This window comes from Arthrobacter sp. TWP1-1 (assembly GCF_049897845.1).
Classification (GTDB): domain Bacteria; phylum Actinomycetota; class Actinomycetes; order Actinomycetales; family Micrococcaceae; genus Specibacter.
The window spans coordinates 90,330-110,885 of the sequence record NZ_JAFCXC010000007.1; the positions used below are offsets into that span (position 1 = coordinate 90,330).

A 20,556-nucleotide genomic window follows, 5' to 3' on the forward strand; every position below is an offset into this window, starting at 1 on the left:
GCTCCAAATAGTAAATCCACAACGTAAGGACTCGATTTCATGGCTGGACTGACGCTCGCAAAAGGTAACAACCTCTCATTGACCAAAACCGATCCGGGACTGCAGCAAGCAGTTGTTGGTTTGGGCTGGGATCCACGCACCACCACCGGCGAAGCCTTTGACCTAGACGCCTCGGCGCTTCTGGTGGCCGCCACCGGCAAGGTACGTTCCGGTGACGACTTCATCTTCTACAACCAGCCTGCCGCCAAAGACGGTTCCGTCACCCACCTCGGTGACAACCGTTCCGGCGACGGCGCCGGCGACGACGAGCAGATCCTGATCGACCTCACCAAGGTCGCCGCGGATGTTGAACGCGTTGTCATCGTTGTCTCGATCGATCAGGCCGAAGCCCGCCGCCAGAACTTTGGCCAGGTACGTGGCGCCTACTGCCGCGTAGTGAACCAGAGCAACGATCAAGAAATTGTGCGCTTTGACCTGAGCGAAGATGCAGCCCCCGAAACCTCCATGCTGTTCGCGGAAATTTACCGCAACGGTGCGGAGTGGAAGTTCAAGGCCGTAGGTCAGGGCTACGCAACCGGTTTGGCCGGCATCGCCACCGATTTCGGTGTGCCGCTGGGCTGATCCATCGCTTTTTGCATTGCTGAAGCCTGCCGCCACAGCCACCTGTGACGTGGCGGCAGGCTTCACCCATAAATCAGCATTCTGCACACCTTGCTATCTGAGAATTGGATCTAACAATGACTTCACCTTTGACCCCTCCCTCCGAAGCCGAAACCGCACTAGTCCTGAAGGCGCCCGACGCACCGGAGATCGTTGTGGCCGAAGAGGCCCCCGGCATGGTTCCCGTTCCCGCGGAGCGTCAGGTCGAAATCAGCCGTCAGGCCAAGGAATTCATTGCCGAGATCGCCACGGTTGATGCTCGCAGCCCTGAATTCACCTCCAAGGTTGACGGCATTTCCAAGCTGGCCGGCACGGAAATGACCACCTCTTCGGACGCATCCAGCCGCATGCTAGAACGCTCCACAACGTCCATGGCCGGGGCAAAGAAGAGCGGCAATAGCGCCCAGGCTCAGGTTGCCGGCACGTTGAACGACCTGCGCACCACCGTTGAGGACCTCACGCCCAACAACGCCGATCTCGGTGTTGGCCGCAAGATTCTGGGCTTCATCCCCGGCGGCAACAAGCTGGCCAAGTACTTCCAGAAGTACGAATCCGCGCAGACCCAGCTGGATGCCATTATCAAGTCGCTGATGGCCGGCCAGGACGAACTCCTCAAGGACAACGCCTCCCTGGCCGGGGAAAAGGTCAAGCTGTGGGAAACCATGCAGAGCCTGAGTGAATACGCTGTCTTCGCCAAGGCCTTGGACGCCGCCTGCGTCGAGAAGATTGACGCCACCCGCGCCTCGGGCCAGATCGATCAGGCCCAGAAACTTGAAGCCGATGTTCTGTACCCCATCCGTCAGCGCCATCAGGACATCCTGACCCAGCTGGCTGTCTCGGTGCAGGGCTACCTGGCCATGGACCTGATCCGCAAGAACAACCTTGAACTGATCAAGGGTGTCGACAGGGCTCGCACCACCACCATTTCAGCCTTGCGTACCGCCGTGATCGTTGCTCAGGCCTTGGCGAACCAAAAGATGGTGCTGGACCAGATTGATGCCATCAACACCACAACCAACAACATGATCCTGAAGACCTCGGAGATGCTCAAGGACCAGACGGTTCGCATTCACCAGCAGGCCGCCAGCTCAGGCGTGAGTGTTGAAACCTTGCAGAAGGCCTTCGACAACGTCTTTGCCACCATGGATGCCATCGACACGTTCCGTGCCTCGGCCGCCAAAAACATGGAAGGCACTGTGCACGCTCTGGAGGACGGATTGGCCAAGGCCAAGCCGTACCTGGAGCGCTCACGCCAATCCGATCGCGAGTAGGCTAGAAGCACGTTCGAGGAAACAAGGGTGGCGCTATGATTGGCCGTTTTATGGGGGGCAGATTTGGCGGCGGAGGGGCACCTAGTGTGCCCGACCGCCCCACCGTTGACCCGATTGCGCAGGAGATTGCCCAGATGGGTGCCTCCGTAGATTCTCTGCGTGCGGCTGTACGCCGTTCGGGGAGCACTCTGCCACCCCTGCTGATGTCCCAGCTGCGTCACTTGGGTGACCTGATGCGGGACGCAGTTGCCGATATCCAAATCAGGGGTTGCTCCACGGAGCAACGGGTTCTGCTCAACGCCATGATCACCAGCTACGTGCCAACACCACTGCAGGCGTATCTGGCACTGCCCCCGTCCCATCATGACGAGGAGTCCTCTGCGACGTTCATGTTCGCCGAACAATTGGCGACTCTTGAACAAACCCTTGCGGATCTACTGAACCAGATTCGTATTGGCGCCGTGGAGGAACTTTCCACCCATGGGCGCTTCCTTGCGGACAAGTTCTCCGCCCAGGATGCAGCCCTGCAATTGCAACAACCAGTTTCTGAAAGGGACCCATTGCGTCTGGAGGGCCAATCTTGGCAACACTAGTGGCAGGGGCAAATGCTGCCCTGACTGCCGAGAATCCGGGCCTTGACCACGTTGTGGTCGGCTTGGGTTGGGATGCCATCCCCAGCCTGGGGCCGCAGGCGGAATTGGTGCCGTTCGCCGTCATGTGCGATGCATCCGGCCAGGCCGTCTCCAACGACCATTTGGTGTATTTCAACCAGTTGGTCAGCGCCGATTCCTCGGTCACCTTTATTGACGACGGCGATCAGGAACAGATCGATGTCCAGCTGGGCCTGGTTCCTGCAGACATTTCAAAGATCATTTTCCTGGCCCATGTGGATCCAGAATTCCGGGGCCAGGGCACTTTCGCTTCGGTACGCAGCGCCCATATCCGGGTGGCTACCGCGGATAATCGTGAATTGGTGCGTTTTGACCTTTCCGTGACGAACGTGGATTCTGTTACGGCTATGATTTTTGGCGAACTGTACCGGCATCGCGATGATTGGAAGTTCCGGGCCCTCGGCCAGGGCTACACCACAGGCTTGGCCGGCGTGGCCAAGGACTACGGAATCAGCCTGTAGGGCCGCCCCGTGAACGTCTCCTCCACTCCGCGCACCGACATCACTTTCCTGCGCCGCCGCATCAAGCCTGGCCGGGCCCAATCAGCCACCAGTAGCGGGACCAGCACAGGCGCCACGTCCGCGCAGACTGCGCCGGCAGTTGCACCACCGGCGCAATCCCCGCCCCCTGCCTTGCGGCCCTCAACGGGGCTCAGCTTGGGCGGGCCACCGGTAGCGGCGCCTGCCCAGCAACCGGCTACCCAAGCTCAAATCCAGCCGCAATCCCAGCCCCAATCCCACCCACAGCGATCAGCCGGACTAGTGCTGGGAGGCGGCGGTCCGGCGTCGTCCATTGGTCCGCGGGCCCAGAAGCTAGCGGCGCAGCGGGAAAAGTCCAAACAGGAGGATCACGAGGTTGCGCTGCTATTCGCGGCTCCCGGCATCAAGGACGTTTACGAACTGAATCTGGTGGATCGGGCCTTGCGGCTGTCAGCACTGCAATCCTCCGTGGGCACCCTTGTCGTCACGGGCAGCACGGCCATTGCATGGGAAAGCGTGCGCCGCGTGGTTGGTGCCCAGACGGCTGACGGGCACAAGGCGGGAAGCCCCGTAAAGACCAGCGGAAACCGTGAGTTGGTGGGCTACCTTGGCAACGATGCCCTGATCACGTTGCGCCATGTGCGGGAACTGCGGCGCGCAATTTTCATCAACCGCAGCACCTCTGCCATGGGTGTAAGGCTGTTCTCGGGCGATACCGTGGCGCTGCCACCGGCCAAGGATGGCACGCAGATAGTCCTGCTGGTCCACCGGATTGGCAGTGTTCTGGAGCTCCGGGCCGAACCGGTACCGCTAGATTGGTCCGATCTGCAAATTTGGCAAGAGTTCGATTTTTCCATGACACACAGGGCACCTACGTCCGCCTATGGCCGCTAGGCACTGCTGGTAAACACCGCAGGTATGCCAACATCCGTTTGAAAGGGCCCATGCGACATTTCCGTTCATTGACCGCTTCACAAATGACTACGCTTTTTCACCGGCCGCCTGTTGAACTAACGGCGGACAGCACCCCAGATCTGCAGGCCGTTGCTTTGGGCGGCACGCTGTACACCCCGGCGAACCGTCCGGATCTGGTCAAGGATGTACGGCGGCAGCGGGACCTCGGTTGCGTCTCCATGGTGCTTTGCCTTGAGGATTCAATTCCCGATGCCGATGTGGCAAAGGCCGAGGAGAATGTGGTTTCGACCCTCAAGGGCCTCGCCGCCCGCAACGAGGCCCTGCCGCTCCTTTTTGTCCGCGTCCGGACGCCTGAACAAATGCTGTCCGTTGCCCGTCGAGCCGGCGCCGCCACATCCGTGCTGACAGGGTTTGTGATTCCCAAGTTCGACAACGAAACTGGAACAGGTGCCGCATTCATCGACGCCCTGCACGTGATCCAGGCCGAGCTAGGCCTGGACGGCAGTCACGGTGGTGTGCCTGATGGCGGATCCGGCGGGGCGCGCCGTCGGCGCCTGCGCATCATGCCAATCCTTGAATCACCGGCCGTGATCCACCTGGAGACTCGTGCCGCGGCCTTGACGAACATTTACACCCTGTTGGCCGCCAACCGCCAGGACATCCTGTCCGTGCGGATCGGCGCAACGGACATGTCCAGCGCCTTTGGCTTGCGCCGCTCCCGCGACCTCACCATTTACGACGTCAACGTCGTGGCCGGGGTCATTGGCGACATCGTCAATGTCCTGGGCCGGCCCGAGGGCGGTTTCGTCATCTCCGGCCCCGTCTGGGAACACTACTCAAACACCGAGCGCGTGCTGCGTCCCCAACTGCGTGTCACGCCGTTTGCGGGGCTACAGGAACAGGGATTGCGGCAGCGCATCATGACGGCAAACTTGGACACCTTGATCCGCGAGATCGAACTGGATCTGGCGAACGGACTGCTCGGCAAAACCGTCATTCACCCCACCCACGTGGCGCTCGTTCACGCCATGACTGTCGTCAGCCACGAGGAATACCTGGATGCGCTGGCGATCGCCGGGAACGTCAACGGCGGCGCGGCAGCCTCGCCCTACGGCAACAAGATGAACGAGATGAAACCCCACCAGGCCTGGGCCCAGCGCACACTCCTGCGCGCCGAGGCCTTCGGTGTCTCCGCGGCGAACGTGACGTTCGTTGATCTCTTGGAAGCGAGCATGGCATGAGCGAACCCCTCTGGACCGGCGGATACGTCGCCAACGCCCTGGGTGTGGCCATCCACAGCGATCCCGCCAGCGCCGTCGCCATCGAGGATTTGGTGGGACTGGCCCTGCGTCGCAACCCCAAGCGGGCCCACCTGCTGGTCTCCCAAGTCCTGGCCAAGCACGTACCCACCGAGCCCGCCCTGGTCATTGCGGCGGGAGAGCTGTTGGGCGCCTTCGCGGCCAAGGAACTTTTCCAGCAAGTGCCCGACGTCGAGCTCACCGCGGCCGCCCGGGCTCTCACCGCGGTGTTGCAACAGCCCGCAGGGCAGCGAAAAGAAGCCATTTCCGCATTGACCGGGCACGTCGCCACGCTGCGCACCGTGGTGCCGGACGCCGTCGTGATTGGGTATGCAGAAACGGCCACGGGTCTTGGCCGTTTGGTAGCGAATGCCCTGGGGGCTTATTACATTCATTCAACCCGGCATGCCACGCCCGGCGTTGTTCCCGTGGCGGGTTTTGAGGAGGGGCATTCGCACGCCACCTCGCATGCCATGGTGCCCACAGATCCGCAGTGGCTGGACGGGGCCGGGCCGGTGATTTTGGTCGACGACGAGCTCAGCACAGGTTCCACGGTCATCAACACCATTCGCGAGCTCCACGCCCTAGTGCCGCATCCTGTTTATGTGGTGGCCGCGTTGATAGACCTGCGCAGCGCCGAGGACCGGTCACGCTTTGATGCCTTGGCCGCGGAGCTTGACTGCCGCATTGCGGTGGCAGCCCTTGGAACAGGGCGAATCGAACTCGGTGCGGATATTCTGGGCCGCGCTGCGACGCTGATCGAAGAACTGCCACAAGAAAAGCTCTCGCTTGAAACTGCCGGCCGCGTGTCGATTCTAGAGTTGGCCAGCAGTTTCATTTCACCCGTGCGTAGCGACCGCTTTGGCAACGCCTCCGCACCATTGCAGGCCACGGTCGAGGCAATTGCCGAGCATTTGTCCGCGCAATTGGAGGAGACCGGCGCTCAGGGTCCGTTCGTGGTGCTGGGCTGTGAGGAAAACATGTTCCTGCCGCTGGCCGTGGCCCAAGCTTTGGGCCGCTTGCGCCCTGATGGTGAAGTGCGTTTCTCCACCACGACCCGTTCACCCATCGTTCCCGTCGATCGTCCCGATTACGCCATCGCCAGTGCCCTAGTCTTTGCCAGCCATGATCTAACAAACGACGGTCCTGGTATTCGCTTCGCCTATAACCTCAGTGGTTCCGGGCAACGGCCCGGAACCATCGTGGCATTCCCGGAACCGGGCACGGAGCGAACGGAACTGCTGCACAGCTCCGTCCCGGACCTGCCGCCGCTGGCAGTGGCGCTGCGGGCGGTCGCCGATGACGCCGTCGTGGTCCTTCTTCCCGTGGACAATCCCGCAAACTCCTCCAGCCCATCCACCAGCACCCCCATTGAGGTCGCCCCATGAGCAACTTTGAACTGCCCACGCCCCTGACCGGGCCGGATTTTGGATCTTATGCTGCGGACGAGGTCGTGTGGCTGCTGAAGGATTTGAGCCACGTTGCCCTTGAGGCACCCACGGCCGAGAGGGAACGCGCCATCCAATCCGGGGCCGCGAACTACGCTGAGTCGCTGCCGGTTGAGTACTCGCCCAGTGCGGAGTACCAGGCCTTGTATGAGGAGGCCGTTGCCCGTGCCGGGACGCGGATTGCCACGGCTGTTGGAGTGGTGACGGAATTGGCGCTGTCAGCCAGGGACAACCAGCCTGTGTTGGTCTCCCTTGCCCGCGCCGGCACACCCATTGGCATCTTGATGCGCCGCTGGGCCAAAGCGATCCACGGGGTTGAGCTGCCGCATTTCACCATGAGCATCGTGCGCGGGGTAGGTCTGGATCCGACGGCGCTGCGGTACCTGGCCGCCAACTTCGACCCCTCCAGGATCCTCTTCGTTGACGGCTGGACGGGCAAAGGTGCCATCTCGCGCGAGCTCACCGCCGCCCTCGATGATTTTGCCGCTACCTCGGGCGTCCGATTCCCCGACGACCTCGCCGTTCTTGCCGATCCCGGACATTGCGTCTCGATGTTCGGCACCCGCGAGGACTACCTGATCCCTTCGGCCTGCCTGAATTCGACGGTCTCTGGCTTGGTTTCCCGCACGGTATTCAACGTTGAGCACATTGGCCCGGACGATTTCCATGGGGCCAAGTTCTACTCCGAGCTGGCCCCCAACGATGTCTCCAATGATTTCTTGGACGCCATCGCTTCCCATTTCGAGAAGGTTCGCCCGGACGTTGAGCGCCAGAGCGCCGATCACCGGGCCGCACAACCGCAGCCGAGCTGGATTGGTTGGGAGGCCGTGGAGCGGATCAGCACCGAGTACGGGATCAACAATGTGAACCTGGTCAAGCCCGGCGTTGGCGAAACCACCCGGGTGTTGCTGCGCCGCGTGCCATGGCGGGTGCTGGTCAACCCCGAGGCACGGGCAGATGTTGCCCACGTGCTCCTGCTTGCCGAACAGCGCGGTGTCCCTGTGGAGGAAGTCCCGGGCCTGCCCTACAGCTGCGTTGGCCTGATCCACCCCCAGTTCGACAAGAGCGCCGTTGGCGCCGACGGCAAGGCGGTTCACAACGCATGAGCACTCCAACCCTGGTTGCGTGCGACCTTGACCGCACCCTGATCTACTCTAAGAACGCTCTCTGGCTCACCGGCGCCGACAAGGACGCCCCCTCGCTCATTGTTGCCGAGGTGTACGACGGCGCCCCGCTCTCCTACATGACACGCGCGGCCGAGGAGCTGCTACTCGCGGTAAAGGCTGCCGCAACGTTCGTCCCCGTCACCACGCGCACGCAGGCTCAGTACGAACGTGTGCAACTTCCCGGACCGGTGCCTGAGTACGCCATCACCTCCAACGGCGGGGTGCTGCTGCACAACGGCGTTCCCGATGCGGCATGGCACCAGCAGCTCTCGGCCAAGATGGCGGCCGCCTGCGCGCCCCTTGAACGCATCGAGGCCCACCTGTCCAACCCGGATTTTGCGCCGTGGATCCTGCGCCTGCGCCGGGCAGAGGACCTGTTCGTCTACGCCATTATTGACCGTGAATCCATGCCAGATTCCTTTGTGCACGAGCTCAATGACTTCTGCGCCGAGGCCGGCTGGAGCGTTTCGATCCAGGGCCGGAAACTCTATTGTGTCCCGCTGCCCATTAACAAGACGGACACCCTTGCCGAGGTGGCCCGCCGCACCGGCTCCGGCACCGTGATTGCCGCCGGCGATTCCCTGCTCGATCAGGGCATGCTGCACGGCGCCGATCTTGCCTTCCGTCCGCTGCATGGCGAATTGCACGACGCCGGATACCTGGCGTCCCACCTCCGCCTCACCTCCGTGCGTGGTGTTCTAGCGGGCGAGGAGGTCCTGCGACGCATCCTGGCCGAAGTGACCGCCTCAGCCAGCTAAGGGGGCGGCCCCGCTGGGTGGACTTCTTTGTCAGTGGTCGCCGATAGGCTGGTGGGACACCATTCGTTCTTTATTTGGGGAGAACTCCGCCTTGCCTGCTGCACGTCCCACCCGCTCCTTTGGCCCCGCAGATTTCATCGTGGGTTCACTGCTTGCGTCAGTCCTTTTCGTCACCACGGCGTGCGGTAGCGCGCCGGCACCCCAGGCCGATCCGGCGTCGGACGTGGCAACACACTCCCTTGAGGCAAGCACCGTACCCAGTCCCGTACCCAGCCCGACTCCCACGGCGGAGGATGCGGCTCCCCTGGATGGGGAGGATGCTCCGGACGCGGGTAATGCCGATCTGGCCGCCAACGTGCAGCCCGCCTTCGCCGCCAAGGCTCTGGAAGTCTTGGCGACGTTGCCGGTTAAGGGCCGAGCGCCGAAAACGGGGTACAGCCGCGAGGAGTTCGGTCAGGCCTGGGCTGATGTGGACAGGAATGGTTGCGACACCCGCAATGACATCTTGAACCGCGACCTGACGGCGAAGGTGTTCAAGCCCGGAACGCGCGATTGCCTGGTGTTAACGGGCGTTCTTGCCGATCCGTACACGGCGGGGACGATCTCCTTTGTGCGCGGTTCATCGACCAGCAGCGCCGTGCAGATCGATCACGTCGTGGCACTCAGCGACGCCTGGCAAAAAGGAGCCCAGCAACTCAGCGTGGAACAGCGCACGTCGATGGCCAACGATCCCTTGAACCTGCTTGCCGTGGACGGCCCCACCAACCAGCAAAAGGGGGCCGGGGACGCGGCCACATGGCTGCCACCGAACAAGTCTTTCCGCTGCGATTACGTGGCCCGGCAGATCTCCGTCAAGGCCACCTACAGCCTGTGGGTGACGCAGGCCGAACACGACGCCATGGCAAGGGTTCTCGATGGCTGCGCCGACATTCAGGTTCCCACGAACCAAACACCTCCCCCGGTTGAGCCTGTCATCCTGCCACCGCCGGCCCCGGTTGCACCCGTGGCTCCGGTGGCACCAGTTGTCCCGGTCGCTCCGGTCGAAGCCGCACCTGTTCCGGCCCCGCTGGTCGAGGTGCCGGCGGCGGATGCCTACTACCAGAACTGCACGGCCGTGCGAGCCGCAGGAGCGGCGCCCATCCACGCCGGCCAGCCAGGTTTTCAAACAAAGTTCGACGGAGACAACGACGGCGTGGGCTGCGAATAGGCCCTGCCCGCCTACCACGCGAATTCTGTGCACGGCCCTCTGTTCAGAACGGCCGGAGTGGCTAGAATTAATCCGTGGGCTCTCGCAGCGACCAACCTCTGGTCCCAGCAGTTTGGCAACGTCATGACACAGTGATCCTGCCGTTATGGCGCGAACGTCTGTGCTCGGATATGGGCCCGATTGCTGCGGGCAGGTACGCCGCAGGATTGTTCTTCGAGGACCGGCGCCGGCCCATCGCCCAATGGTTCAACCCCGCGCTGAATGCGGCCCTCCTTGTGGGGATTGAGACGCCGGCGGAATGGCCGGTTCAACGCTTTGGGTTGTTTTATGCTCCTGCGGAGGGGCGGGTGCTCCGGGTTCACATGAATCTGCACGAGTGGTACACGCGCACCCCCCAGAAGTCCCCCACGGAGGACGACGCCTTTGCCGGAGCCATCGTCTCGGCGGAATCGTTTCTCCGGGTCGAGATGGACTTCATCTAGCCGAACTTCCGTCTCTGGGCTAGACCCCCAGCGCCATCTTGACGCCAAGGAATAGCATGACGGCGGCAATCAGTGCGTCGAGCACGCGCCAGGCTCCAGGCTTCGCGAACACGGGGCGCAGGAAGCGTGCCCCAAACCCCAACGCGCTGAACCATGCAACACTGCCCAACGCGGCTCCTGCGCCAAACCACCAGCGCAACTCTCCGTGCTGATTGGCGAGTGTTCCCAAGAGCAGCACGGTATCAAGGTAGACGTGGGGATTGAGCCAGGTCAACGTCACCGCCGTCACGAGAGCAGCTTTGGCGCTCAACGAGCCCTTCTGCGGACCGGCCGTCAACGCACCGGGCCGGAGTGCCCGCCGTGCGGCGAGAACACCGTAGCCGATCAGGAACGCGGCACCGGCCAACCGGATCGCCACCACCACGGCTGGCACGGCCGTAATAACGGCCCCGATCCCGAGGATCCCGCCCGCAATAAGCACTATGTCGCTGAGCATGCAGACGAGCACAACGAGGCCCACATGTTCCCCTCGGATGCCTTGGCGGAGCACAAAGGCGTTCTGGGCGCCGATGGCGATGATGAGGGCCAGCCCGGCACCGAGGCCGGTGGCAGTGCTTGAGAAAATATCCAATGAGGTCACCCTTTGAAACTACTAGCCACACTATGATCAGTACAGCTAATTATTTTGTTGATACCTAAGGAAATCTAATGTTGGCGTTTCAGACCGAGCAGCTGCGCACCCTACTTGCGGTGCTGGAACACGGCACCTTTGACGCTGCCGCCAGCGCACTGCATGTCACGGCCTCGGCCGTTTCCCAACGCATCAAGGCCATGGAACAGGCAGCCGGTCAGGTCCTGCTGCAACGTTCAACGCCCATCACCGCCACGGCGGCCGGCACCGTTGTGCATCGGCTGGCGCGTCAGCTGCGCCAACTCGAGGCCGATGCCGCGGCGGAGCTGGGCTTGGCTGGTGCCGCTCAAGGCACACTGGCCGTTGTAGTTAATGCCGATTCCTTGGCGACGTGGTTCATGGATGCCCTTGCCCTGGTTCCGCGGGATGGAAGCTTGGCCTGTGAGATTGTTCGAGAGGATGAGCATCATTCCGTTGCCTTGCTGCGGTCCGGTGAGGTCATGGCCGCCGTCACCGCCATGGCCGTACCTGTTCAGGGGTGCACAGTTGTCCCGCTGGGCGCCATGGAATACCGCGCAGTGGCCTCGGCTGGCTTCATGGCCCGGTGGTTTCCGCGGGGGTTTTCGGCCGAGATTTTCGCCGCGACACCCACCGTCCAGTTTGATCGCCATGACACCTTGCAAAACAACTTCTTCAGCGCAGTAACCAACACCGAGCTACGTGGCGTCCAACATTTCATCCCCGACACCATCCAATTCGCCGCGGCCGTGAAACAAGGTCTCGGATGGGGACTCATGCCGGAAACACACTGTGGTGACGGCCTAAGATCAGGAGACCTGGTGGAGTTGGTTCCGGGGCGCATCACCCGCATTCCGCTCTTTTGGCAACGTTGGAAAATCCAGTCGGCGGCGCTGGACCTGCTGACGAACGCCGTGACGAACGCGGCCACCAAGGCGCTGGCCCAAAGTAACACCACAACACCTCGAAGGATGTCCGCATGAGTTCAGTCCCCCTCCGTCTCCGCAACCAAACCGTGCTGGTCATCGGCCAACTACTCTCCGGCGTTGGCGTGGCCTCCGGTGTTGCCGTGGGCGGCATCCTTGCCGCTCAATTGGCAGGCACGACGGCGGCATCCGGCTTTGTGCAGACGGCGTCGGCCCTGGGCGCGGGGCTGGTTGCCGTGCCGCTGGCCAACCTGGCGGTGCGGGCCGGCCGCCGCTGGGCCCTAAGTACTGGCTTTGCCTTGGGTGCCATGGGTGCAGCACTGGTATTGCTGGCTGCCGCTCTGGGCCAGTTCTGGCTGATGGCCGTCGGAATGCTCTTCTTTGGTTCCGCCACTGCGGCCGGCCTGCAGGCACGGTATGCGGCGGTCGACGGCGCCCCTCAGGAGAAGGCCGGTCGCGCCATGGCCATCGTCATCTGGGCGACGACGGTTGGCTCGGTCGCCGGGCCCAACCTCTCCGAACCCGGCCGCTTGCTGGGGATCAGGCTGGGCCTGGTGCCGTTGTCCGGGCCCTTCACCTTCTCGCTGGTAGCCTTCGTCACGGCCGCGCTGGTCATCGCCGTATTCTTCCTTACGCCTTCGGCCACAGTTGAGTTGGACGCGGCTGGGTCGGCAGCAGCTGGAACGGCCGCAGCTCCAAGCAAGAGGCATGGGGCATGGCGGGCACTGCGGCTGGCCAGTCACAACCCGCAGACGCTGGCGGCACTGGCGGCCGTCACGGGCGGGCACGCCATCATGGTGGGCGTCATGGTCATGACACCAGTTGCCATGAATTCACACGGCCATCCCTTGGAAATCATTGGGATCGTCATCAGCCTGCACATCTTGGGCATGTACGCCGCCAGCCCCTTGTTTGGCTGGCTTGTGGACAGGATTGGCGCCTTGGCCGTGATTTTGGCCGGTTCCGGTATTTTCTTAGCGGCCATTACCCTCGGCGCCATTGTCTCGGACAGCAGCGATCCCATGCTGATGTCCGCGGCTCTCGTCATGCTGGGCCTTGGCTGGTCGGCGTGCCTGATCGGTGGCTCGTCCCTGCTCAACCAGTCTGCCGCTGCCGAGTTGCGAGTCCCCCTTCAGGGCGCCAATGACATGTTGATGAACTTCGCTGCCGCCGGAATGGCCGCGTTGGCCGGACCCGTCCTTGCGGCAGGCGGCTTCTTCTGGGTCAACATGATGGCTCTAGCCGTGTTGGTTCCCATGGTGGTGCTCATTATTCGCGCCCTAATTTCGACGCCGGACACCGCCACAGCGACCTAGCCAGGCGGCTACTCGCCGAGGATGTGCCGCAGTGCGGATTCCAAATCCTGGTTCCTGAATTCATAGCCGCTTGCCACCACCGTGGCAGCCGAAACCCGCTGGCTGGCCAGCGCCAGTTCCGCCGCGCCTTGATCGCCCAACAGAAGCCGTGGGCCCAGCTCCGGCACCTTGAGTTTCGCGGGGCGGCGCAGGACCGAGCCCAGCGTTTGTGCAAAGTCTTCGCCGGTCACCGGGTGTGGCGCCACACCGTTGACGGCCCCCTGAACGGAAGGGGAAACCGCAGCATGGGCAAAGATCCCGGCAATGTCATCAATACCAACCCAGCTCTGCCATTGTCCGCTTCCCAGCGGGCCACCGGCTCCGGCCAGATACAGGGGAAGCAGCCGTTGCAAAACGCCCCCGGCGGCGGAGAGTACGATGCCCGTTCGCACGTTCACCACGCGCACACCGGCGTCCCCGGCTGGGGCACACGACGCTTCCCAGTCCCGGCACACACCAGCAAGAAAATCGGTGCCGGGAGGGTCCGTTTCCTCCAGCGCCCGCGGCGGACGCAGCGCATCAGTTCCGGCATGCGGATCCGCGCCGTAATAGCCCACGGCGGAGCCCGAAACCAAGGTGCGTTTCACGCCGTCGGACGCCAACGCTGCCAGTGATTGCGCCAGCAGCCGGGTCCCACGCACGCGACTCACGTAAATGGCGTCCTTCACGTCCTCGGTGAACCGCCCGCCAATGGGGTGTCCGGCCAGATGGATCACCACGTTGGCGCGCGCCAAACCAGCGGAATCCAACACACCGGCATCCGGATCCCAGAAAATCTCGTCAGCCGATTTCGGAGCGCGACGCACCAGCTTCAGCACAGTGTGTCCACCGCCGCCCAGCAGCGCGCAAATCTGCCGCCCGACCATGCCGGAGGCGCCGCTCACGGCAATGGTCAACGGTGGTCCGGAATGCGCCGCGTGAAAGGCCAGATCACCCAACAGCTGCCGCTCCCGGAACGCGAACATGCGCGTGAGCTCGGCATCCATCTTCTTGCGGGCCCAATCCCCACGGGCCAAGGCCGGAAGCTCGTACTGCACCTCGTCGACCATGACGGTGGTGCCCGGCTCAGCGCCGTCGGTGAAGCTGTGCTTATGCGTCCACGAGGCCAGCGGCCCCTTGTCCATGACGTCGGTGAAGCTCGATCCGGGCACCAAATCGGTGTGCAGCGCGTCCCAGCGAATTTCAGGACGCGCCCACTTCTTGCCCGCGATGGATGCCGGTAGCAGCCCGCGCACAGTCCCGGCCGCGGATCCGAGCCACATCCCAGCCCCGCCCGGGGCACCCACGCCCATGGCCGCCGTCGAGCCTGGATTGATGCCGTTGCTTGGCTCGGCCAGGATGGTCCCAAAGAACGACGGCGTGAGCCGCACCAAGGCGCCGGGCCGGGTAAACCAGGCAAACACATCGGCACGCGGATGCGGCAGGGTGGTCTCGTAGCGGAACGTGTTCATGGGGCCTCCTAGGTTGGTGGTGCTTCCATCCTGCCTCACGGACGTGTGTGGATGCTGGGTGCGGGCATTCTGGCAATGTGGGTGCCGCTTGCTAGATTCAAGGTGCTGCACCCAACCAGCATGGAAGGCACTGACATGTTTCTGCTTGACTCCCCCGGTGACTCGCCTTCGGGCGCGGGACTTGCGCCGCTGATCTTCTCTGCCTCGGATTTGGTGACGGCCAGCGAATGCCAGTACCGGACGCTGCGGATCCTGGACGAGAAGCTGGGCCGGACGCCGAAGCCGGGCTTTGCCAGGGACGAAATGCTGGAACGGGCAGCAAAGCTCGGCGATGCCTTCGAGCGCAAGATTCTCAACGAGCTGATTGCCGAGCATGGCGAATGGGACCCGATCACGGGCAAGGGCGTGAAGTCCGTCGACCGTGGCGAGCTTTCCTGGGCTGGGCTCGAGGCCAAGCGCGAGGAAACTCTTGAGGCGTTGCGGGCCGGCGCCGATGTGGTTTTCCAGGCGACATTTTTTGACGGTTCCCTCGTGGGTTTCGCCGATTTCCTCATGAGGCAGCCTGACGGTTCGTATGCGGTGTGGGACACCAAGTTGGCCCGTCATGCCAAGGTCAGCGCGCTGTTGCAGCTGGCCGCTTACGGTGATCAGCTCCAGCACTACGGGATTCCTGTGGCACCGGTGGCCACGTTGAAGCTGGGCGACCGTAGCGAAAGCAACCATCCAATGCCGGATCTCCTGCCCGTGTTCCGGGAACGTCGGGACAACTTCCTTGCGCTGACCGCCGCTCACCGAGCCCAACCGTCGCCGGTGGCCTGGCTCCAGGCCGGTATCAGCTACTGCGGGCGCTGCGATTACTGCGCGGAGCAGGTGCGCGAGCACGACGATCTTCTGCTGGTCAACGGCATGAGTTCCTCCCAGCGCCGCAAGCTCATGGCGCAAGGCATCAACTCCGTCCAGAACTTGGCGGACCTAGCACCAGCCGCCGCTACAGGTCCCTTGGCCCGCTTGCGTGACCAGGCCCGCATGCAGCTGGGGTTGGAGGCTGACGTAGTCACCGTCGTTGCCGGCAAGGGAGCCGATGAGCATCCACTGAGTTACAAGGTCCTGCCCACCGTCAGCAAGCTACCCACGTCCAGCGGCGGCGATATTTTCTTTGATTTCGAGGGCGATCCGCTCTGGCAGGATGCTGCCACGGAAAAGTGGGGCATCGAGTACCTCTTCGGCTCCATCGAGGCGCCGCCAGATGGGGTTGACCCTTCATCCGTACCGGATCAGGACCTGGTGTTCAAACCGTTCTGGGCGCACTCCCGCGACGAAGAACGTGCAGCGTTTTTGGACTTTCTGAAGTATGTGGAAGCCCGACGTGAAATATGGCCGGAAATGCATGTTTACCACTACGCACCCTATGAAAAGTCTGCCCTGCGGAACCTCTCCGTCATGCATGGTGACGCCAAGGCCGAGGACATCATTGACAATTGGCTGCGCACGGGCCTGCTCGTTGACCTGCTCGACACCGTACGGCAATCAGTGCGGATCTCGGAGTCCTCCTACTCCATCAAGAAGCTCGAGCCCTTTTACATGCCCGCAGGCCGCGCAGGCGATGTGAAGGATGCCGGCGCCTCCGTGGTGGCCTACGCGGACTACTGCAAGCAGCGCGATGCCGGACTGGCAGGTGACGCCTCAATGGCAGCCAAGGCGGAAGAAACCCTCGCTTCCATCAGCGACTACAACCGCTACGACTGCGTCTCCACGCTGCGGCTGCGGGACTGGCTGCTCACCATCGGCGCCGCCGTGAAAGTGGAGACGTGGACCGAGAGCAGCGGAAAACTCAAGCTCCCCGAAGAAAAGAAGGGTGGCTACGAGCCGAGCCCCGAGGAAGCGAAGTTGGCCAGCTACATCGCCGCGCTCAAGGACCAAAAGGGCTACGTGCTCAGTGCCGAGGAAAACGCGATCGACATGGTGGCAGCTGCCGCCAGCTACCACCGGCGCGAGGACAAGCAGTTTTGGTGGGGCCACTTTGACCGGCTGGAAAAGGGCCCGGAAGCCTGGACCGAGGAACGCAACATGCTGCGCATCGAGCACGCTGAGGTGGTGGAGGAATGGGCCAAACCGGCCGACAAGCCCCGTGCCCGGACCGAATCCCGCACCCTGAAGGTCACGGGGACCGCCACGGAGGGCTCGGACTTCCGTCCGGGAACCACGTGGTTTGGCATGTACAACGCCCCGTTGCCCGAGGGAATGGAAGACGACCCAACAGAATCTGACAAGGCGCCAGCCCTGCGGGGCGGGCTGTTCAACATCACCTTGCTCGAGGACGTCTCCGACCCCGCAACGCCGGAGCTGACCACCTTGCTCGTGGAGGAAAAGTCCACCACCAAGGTGCAGCCCTACAGCCAGGAGCCCATTGCCCTGGCGCCCAACAAGCCTGTCCCCACGGCAAGCATCCGGGCGGCGCTCTCGGAACTGGCCAACAAGGTTGGCAGCAACCTCCCGCACTTGCCCAAGCACCCGGGCATTGAGATCCTGCGGAAGGCCAAGCCCCGGTTGGCCGACGGCGCGAGTCTTCCGTCCGCCGTCGTGCCCGGGGACGGGCACAGCCTGCAGGAACACGATTACATCACCGCCATCACCGAGGCTATCCTCAAGCTGGATCATTCCTACCTTGCCGTTCAGGGACCTCCCGGGACCGGAAAGACGCACGTGGGTTCCCATGTGATCGCCACCTTGATCAAGGACCACAAATGGAAGATTGGCGTGGTGGGGCAATCGCACGCCGTCGTGGAAAACATGCTGCGCGCCGCCGTCGACAAGGCCGGTGTGGATCCGGAGCGCGTGGGTAAGAAGCTCAACGGCACTCATGAGGTGCCCTGGAAGGTCCTGGACGACAAACAATTTGGCAAGCTGTTGGATGGCCCGGACGGCGCCTTGATCGGCGGCACGGCCTGGACCATGACAGGGGCAAATGTGCCCGAGGGCTCGTTGGATCTGCTCGTGATCGACGAAGCCGGGCAGTACTCGCTGGCCAATACACTGGCCGTTGCGCAAGCCACCAAGCGCCTGCTGTTGCTGGGCGATCCGCAGCAATTGCCGCAGGTCACGCAGGGCTCGCACCCCGCACCTGTGGATGATTCCGCCCTAGGCTGGCTGTCCGCCGGGCATGCCACCCTGCCGGTGGATCTGGGCTACTTCTTAGCTGACTCATGGCGGATGCATCCGGATCTGTGCGCGGCAGTTTCGGCTCTGAGCTATGAAGGGAAGTTGGAATCGGCACCCGCCGCCTCGCTCCGTCACCTCGCGGGCAAGGCTCCCGGCGTGGAAACCGTGTACATCAGTCAGGACCCAAAGAGCGAGAAAGATAACGTGCAGTCGTCCCAGGAGGAGGCCGCGGAGGTGGTGGCACAGGCCAAGGCGCACATCGGGCTGATGTGGATGCCCGACGCAGATAAAGCACCCCGCCCACTGGCCCAGGAGGACATTCTGGTCGTCTCCGCCTACAACGCCCAAGTCCATGTGGTGCGCGGCGTTCTTGACCAGGCGGGCTTGTCCGGAGTCAAGGTAGGAACCGTTGACAAGTTCCAGGGCCAGGAGGCCCCCGTGGTGCTGGTGACCATGGCCTGCGCCGATCCCACAGGTGCTCCGCGCGGCATGGAGTTCCTCCTGAACCGCAACCGCATCAACGTGGCCGTGTCTCGCGGACAGTGGCGTGCTGTCATCATCCGTTCGCCCATGCTCAGCAACTTCATGCCGTCCACTCCTGTTGGCATGGCAGAGTTGGGTGCCTTCATTGGGCTGTGTGCGGCGGGACAACAGTCCGCCGCCGTGGCATGATCACAGCATGAACCCTGCACCTTCGCCACGGGCTCGGCACCGGCGGCTGCGCATACTTGGCATGATGGTGTGCGGTGCCCTCGCGGCTGTTCTGACAGGTGTGTTGGGCGCTTGGATTTATGCCCCGGCCGTCGGCTGGGCCTCGGCCGCACTCGTATACAACGCCTCGGTGTGGTTGCAGATCAGCCCCATGGACGCCGAACGTACTGCCGCCCACGCGGTAGCGGAGGACCCCGGGCGCCGCATCTCGGATCTGCTGATCCTGCTGGCGGCGCTAGGCTCGCTGGCCGCCGTCGTGCTTGTCATGCTCGGCAGTACAGGCGTGAGTGGAACCGATCGATTCCTGCTGGCATTGTTGGCCCTGAGCTGTACGGCCATGTCCTGGCTCATGGTGCACACCTTGTTCACGCTGCGCTACACGGAGATTTACTATAGCGAGGAACCCGGTGGCATCGAGTTCAACCAGGATGAGCCGCCGCAGTACACGGACATTGCCTATATGGCGTTCAGCGTCGGCATGACCTACCAAGTCTCCGACACCAACATCACCACGCGGGCCATGCGATCGGCCGTCCTGCGGCACAGCCTGCTGGCCTTCGTCTTTGGCACGGGCATTCTGGCCACCACCATCAACCTGGTGGTCAGCCTCGTCGCCTGACCACCGTGGATGCGGCCGGGCTAGGCGGCCGAACTAAAGAAGGCCTGCGCAATCTTCGCCAGGTAGAACGGGTCCTCAACGCCACATAGCTCTCGCGCTGAGTGCATGGACAGCAGCGGGGTACCCACGTCCAAGGTGCGGATACCTAGGCGCGTAGCCGTCAGCGGACCGATCGTCGAACCACACGGGACATTGTTGTTGGAGACGAACTCTTGGTAGGGCGCGCCTGCCGTGGTGCACAACTTGGCCCACAGTGCGGCACCCACGCCGTCAGTTGCGTAGCGCTGGTTGGCGTTGATCTTCAGCAGCGGGCCGCCATTGAGCACCGGTAGGTTCGCCGGGTCGTGGCGTTCGGAATAGTTGGGGTGGACCGCGTGGCCGGCGTCGGCCGAGATGCACACCGAGTTCGCAAATGCACGACGGCGTTCACTCACCGAAGCGCCCAAACCATCCGACACCCGGGTCAAGACATCTTCCAGAATGGGTCCACAGGCGCCCGAGCGGGAGCCGGAACCAATTTCCTCATGATCAAAGGCGGCCAGTACCGGAATCGCTTGGTCGCCACCGGCGGCAACCGCATCGGCCGCGGCAATCAACGCCACCAGACCTGCATGCACCGAGGTGAGGTTGTCCATGCGGCCGGCCGCAAAGAACTCATTTTTCGCACCAAAGACCTGGCCCGGCGCGGTGTCGGCCACAACGATGTCGAAGCCACCAATCGTCGTGGCGTCAACACCGGCCCGTTCGGCCAGCAGACCCAGCAGGTCCTCGTCCGCGGGGTTGCCCTGACCCCAAATGGGGTTCATGTGTTGCTGCTTGTCCAGCTTCAGGCCGTCGTTGCTGCTGCGATCCAGATGGATGGCCAACTGAGGGAAACGCAGCAGCGCTCCGGTGGCCACCAGCGTTTCGGTGCCATCGAGATCCACCAAACGGCCGGCGAATTGGAGTTCGCGGTCCAGCCAGGAGTTTATTAGCGGTCCGCCGTAAACCTCCACCCCTGCCTGCAACCAGCCGAAACGGCCCGTGGTGGGTTTCGGCTTGAGCTTGAACGACGGCGAATCCGTGTGCGAGCCCAGAATGTTGAACGCTGTGGTTGCCGTAGCCTGCTTCGGCACAACCCAGGCGATGATGGCGCCGTCGCGAATCATGAAGAACTTGCCATGAACGGGCCAGTGCTCGTTCTCCGCCAGCTGCGTGAACCCCGCCGCCGCCAGCCTCTCGCCCGCTACGTGCGCGGCGTGGAAGCTCGACGGCGACGCCTCAATAAAGTCTCGGAGGTCCAGGATGTGCTCAGCGGAAGTCATACATCGATTCAATCATGAAGCGCCATG

Annotated in this window: 18 protein-coding genes; 15 read left to right on the plus strand and 3 right to left on the minus strand. The window is 63.1% G+C overall.

Annotated elements, in window-relative coordinates:
• The first annotated feature begins 39 nt into the window (after positions 1 to 39).
• The 11 genes from ACP7B9_RS13125 (at position 40) to ACP7B9_RS13175 (ending at position 10,355) form a co-directional block, all read left to right on the plus strand.
• Positions 40 to 621 (plus strand): TerD family protein, encoded by a 582-nt coding sequence (locus ACP7B9_RS13125; RefSeq protein ID WP_425864047.1) that lies wholly within the window; start codon positions 40 to 42, stop codon positions 619 to 621.
• A gap of 116 nt (positions 622 to 737) precedes the next feature.
• Positions 738 to 1,931, plus strand: coding sequence for a toxic anion resistance protein (locus tag ACP7B9_RS13130; protein WP_425864049.1), 1,194 nt, complete (start codon positions 738 to 740; stop codon positions 1,929 to 1,931).
• Positions 1,932 to 2,017: 86 nt separating this feature from the next.
• A complete protein-coding gene (locus tag ACP7B9_RS13135) occupies positions 2,018 to 2,524 on the plus strand; it encodes a hypothetical protein (protein ID WP_425864051.1) in 507 nt (168 codons plus the stop codon).
• Complete coding sequence (locus tag ACP7B9_RS13140; RefSeq protein ID WP_425864053.1) at positions 2,512 to 3,063, plus strand: TerD family protein; 552 nt, start codon at positions 2,512 to 2,514, stop codon at positions 3,061 to 3,063. The genes ACP7B9_RS13135 and ACP7B9_RS13140 overlap by 13 nt, the downstream gene beginning before the upstream one ends.
• 9 nt (positions 3,064 to 3,072) lie before the next feature.
• The gene (locus ACP7B9_RS13145; RefSeq protein WP_425864054.1) at positions 3,073 to 3,975 is read left to right on the plus strand and encodes a hypothetical protein; all 903 of its coding nucleotides are present in this window, start codon (positions 3,073 to 3,075) and stop codon (positions 3,973 to 3,975) included.
• Between the two features lie 83 nt (positions 3,976 to 4,058).
• Positions 4,059 to 5,237: an HpcH/HpaI aldolase/citrate lyase family protein gene (locus ACP7B9_RS13150; protein WP_425864056.1), complete on the plus strand. Its 1,179-nt coding sequence runs from the start codon at positions 4,059 to 4,061 to the stop codon at positions 5,235 to 5,237.
• Positions 5,234 to 6,682 (plus strand): phosphoribosyltransferase domain-containing protein, encoded by a 1,449-nt coding sequence (locus ACP7B9_RS13155; RefSeq protein ID WP_425864057.1) that lies wholly within the window; start codon positions 5,234 to 5,236, stop codon positions 6,680 to 6,682. Before ACP7B9_RS13150 ends, ACP7B9_RS13155 begins: the two co-directional genes overlap by 4 nt.
• Positions 6,679 to 7,848: a cysteine protease StiP family protein gene (locus ACP7B9_RS13160; RefSeq protein WP_425864058.1), complete on the plus strand. Its 1,170-nt coding sequence runs from the start codon at positions 6,679 to 6,681 to the stop codon at positions 7,846 to 7,848. Before ACP7B9_RS13155 ends, ACP7B9_RS13160 begins: the two co-directional genes overlap by 4 nt.
• Positions 7,845 to 8,666 carry an HAD family hydrolase gene (locus tag ACP7B9_RS13165; protein WP_425864060.1) on the plus strand — a complete coding sequence of 274 codons (822 nt, stop codon included), beginning with the start codon at positions 7,845 to 7,847 and terminating at the stop codon, positions 8,664 to 8,666. The genes ACP7B9_RS13160 and ACP7B9_RS13165 overlap by 4 nt, the downstream gene beginning before the upstream one ends.
• A gap of 91 nt (positions 8,667 to 8,757) precedes the next feature.
• Positions 8,758 to 9,873: a GmrSD restriction endonuclease domain-containing protein gene (locus ACP7B9_RS13170; protein ID WP_425864062.1), complete on the plus strand. Its 1,116-nt coding sequence runs from the start codon at positions 8,758 to 8,760 to the stop codon at positions 9,871 to 9,873.
• 74 nt (positions 9,874 to 9,947) lie between these two features.
• A complete protein-coding gene (locus ACP7B9_RS13175; protein ID WP_425864063.1) occupies positions 9,948 to 10,355 on the plus strand; it encodes a hypothetical protein in 408 nt (135 codons plus the stop codon).
• A gap of 19 nt (positions 10,356 to 10,374) precedes the next feature.
• Here the strand turns inward: ACP7B9_RS13175 and ACP7B9_RS13180 are convergent, their stop codons facing one another.
• The gene (locus ACP7B9_RS13180; protein WP_425864065.1) at positions 10,375 to 10,995 is read right to left on the minus strand and encodes a LysE/ArgO family amino acid transporter; all 621 of its coding nucleotides are present in this window, start codon (positions 10,993 to 10,995) and stop codon (positions 10,375 to 10,377) included.
• A 68-nt stretch (positions 10,996 to 11,063) separates the two neighbouring features.
• Here ACP7B9_RS13180 and ACP7B9_RS13185 point away from each other — a divergent pair, with 68 nt between their 5' ends.
• Together ACP7B9_RS13185 and ACP7B9_RS13190 are read left to right on the plus strand one after the other, a co-directional pair.
• Entirely contained in the window at positions 11,064 to 11,987 is a 924-nt protein-coding gene (locus ACP7B9_RS13185; RefSeq protein ID WP_425864066.1) for a LysR family transcriptional regulator ArgP, read from the plus strand.
• Entirely contained in the window at positions 11,984 to 13,246 is a 1,263-nt protein-coding gene (locus ACP7B9_RS13190; RefSeq protein WP_425864068.1) for an MFS transporter, read from the plus strand. Before ACP7B9_RS13185 ends, ACP7B9_RS13190 begins: the two co-directional genes overlap by 4 nt.
• 8 nt (positions 13,247 to 13,254) lie before the next feature.
• Here the strand turns inward: ACP7B9_RS13190 and ACP7B9_RS13195 are convergent, their stop codons facing one another.
• Positions 13,255 to 14,736 carry a TIGR01777 family oxidoreductase gene (locus ACP7B9_RS13195; RefSeq protein ID WP_425864069.1) on the minus strand — a complete coding sequence of 494 codons (1,482 nt, stop codon included), beginning with the start codon at positions 14,734 to 14,736 and terminating at the stop codon, positions 13,255 to 13,257.
• 135 nt (positions 14,737 to 14,871) lie between these two features.
• On the opposite strand from ACP7B9_RS13195, the gene ACP7B9_RS13200 reads away from it, so the two are divergent.
• Positions 14,872 to 18,567: a TM0106 family RecB-like putative nuclease gene (locus ACP7B9_RS13200; protein WP_425864071.1), complete on the plus strand. Its 3,696-nt coding sequence runs from the start codon at positions 14,872 to 14,874 to the stop codon at positions 18,565 to 18,567.
• A 7-nt stretch (positions 18,568 to 18,574) separates the two neighbouring features.
• Positions 18,575 to 19,225 (plus strand): DUF1345 domain-containing protein, encoded by a 651-nt coding sequence (locus tag ACP7B9_RS13205; protein WP_425864072.1) that lies wholly within the window; start codon positions 18,575 to 18,577, stop codon positions 19,223 to 19,225.
• Positions 19,226 to 19,245: 20 nt separating this feature from the next.
• Here ACP7B9_RS13205 and ACP7B9_RS13210 read toward each other — a convergent pair whose 3' ends face one another.
• On the minus strand, positions 19,246 to 20,529 hold the full coding sequence (locus ACP7B9_RS13210) for a M18 family aminopeptidase (RefSeq protein WP_425864073.1): 1,284 nt from the start codon (positions 20,527 to 20,529) through the stop codon (positions 19,246 to 19,248).
• Between the last annotated feature and the right edge of the window lie 27 nt (positions 20,530 to 20,556).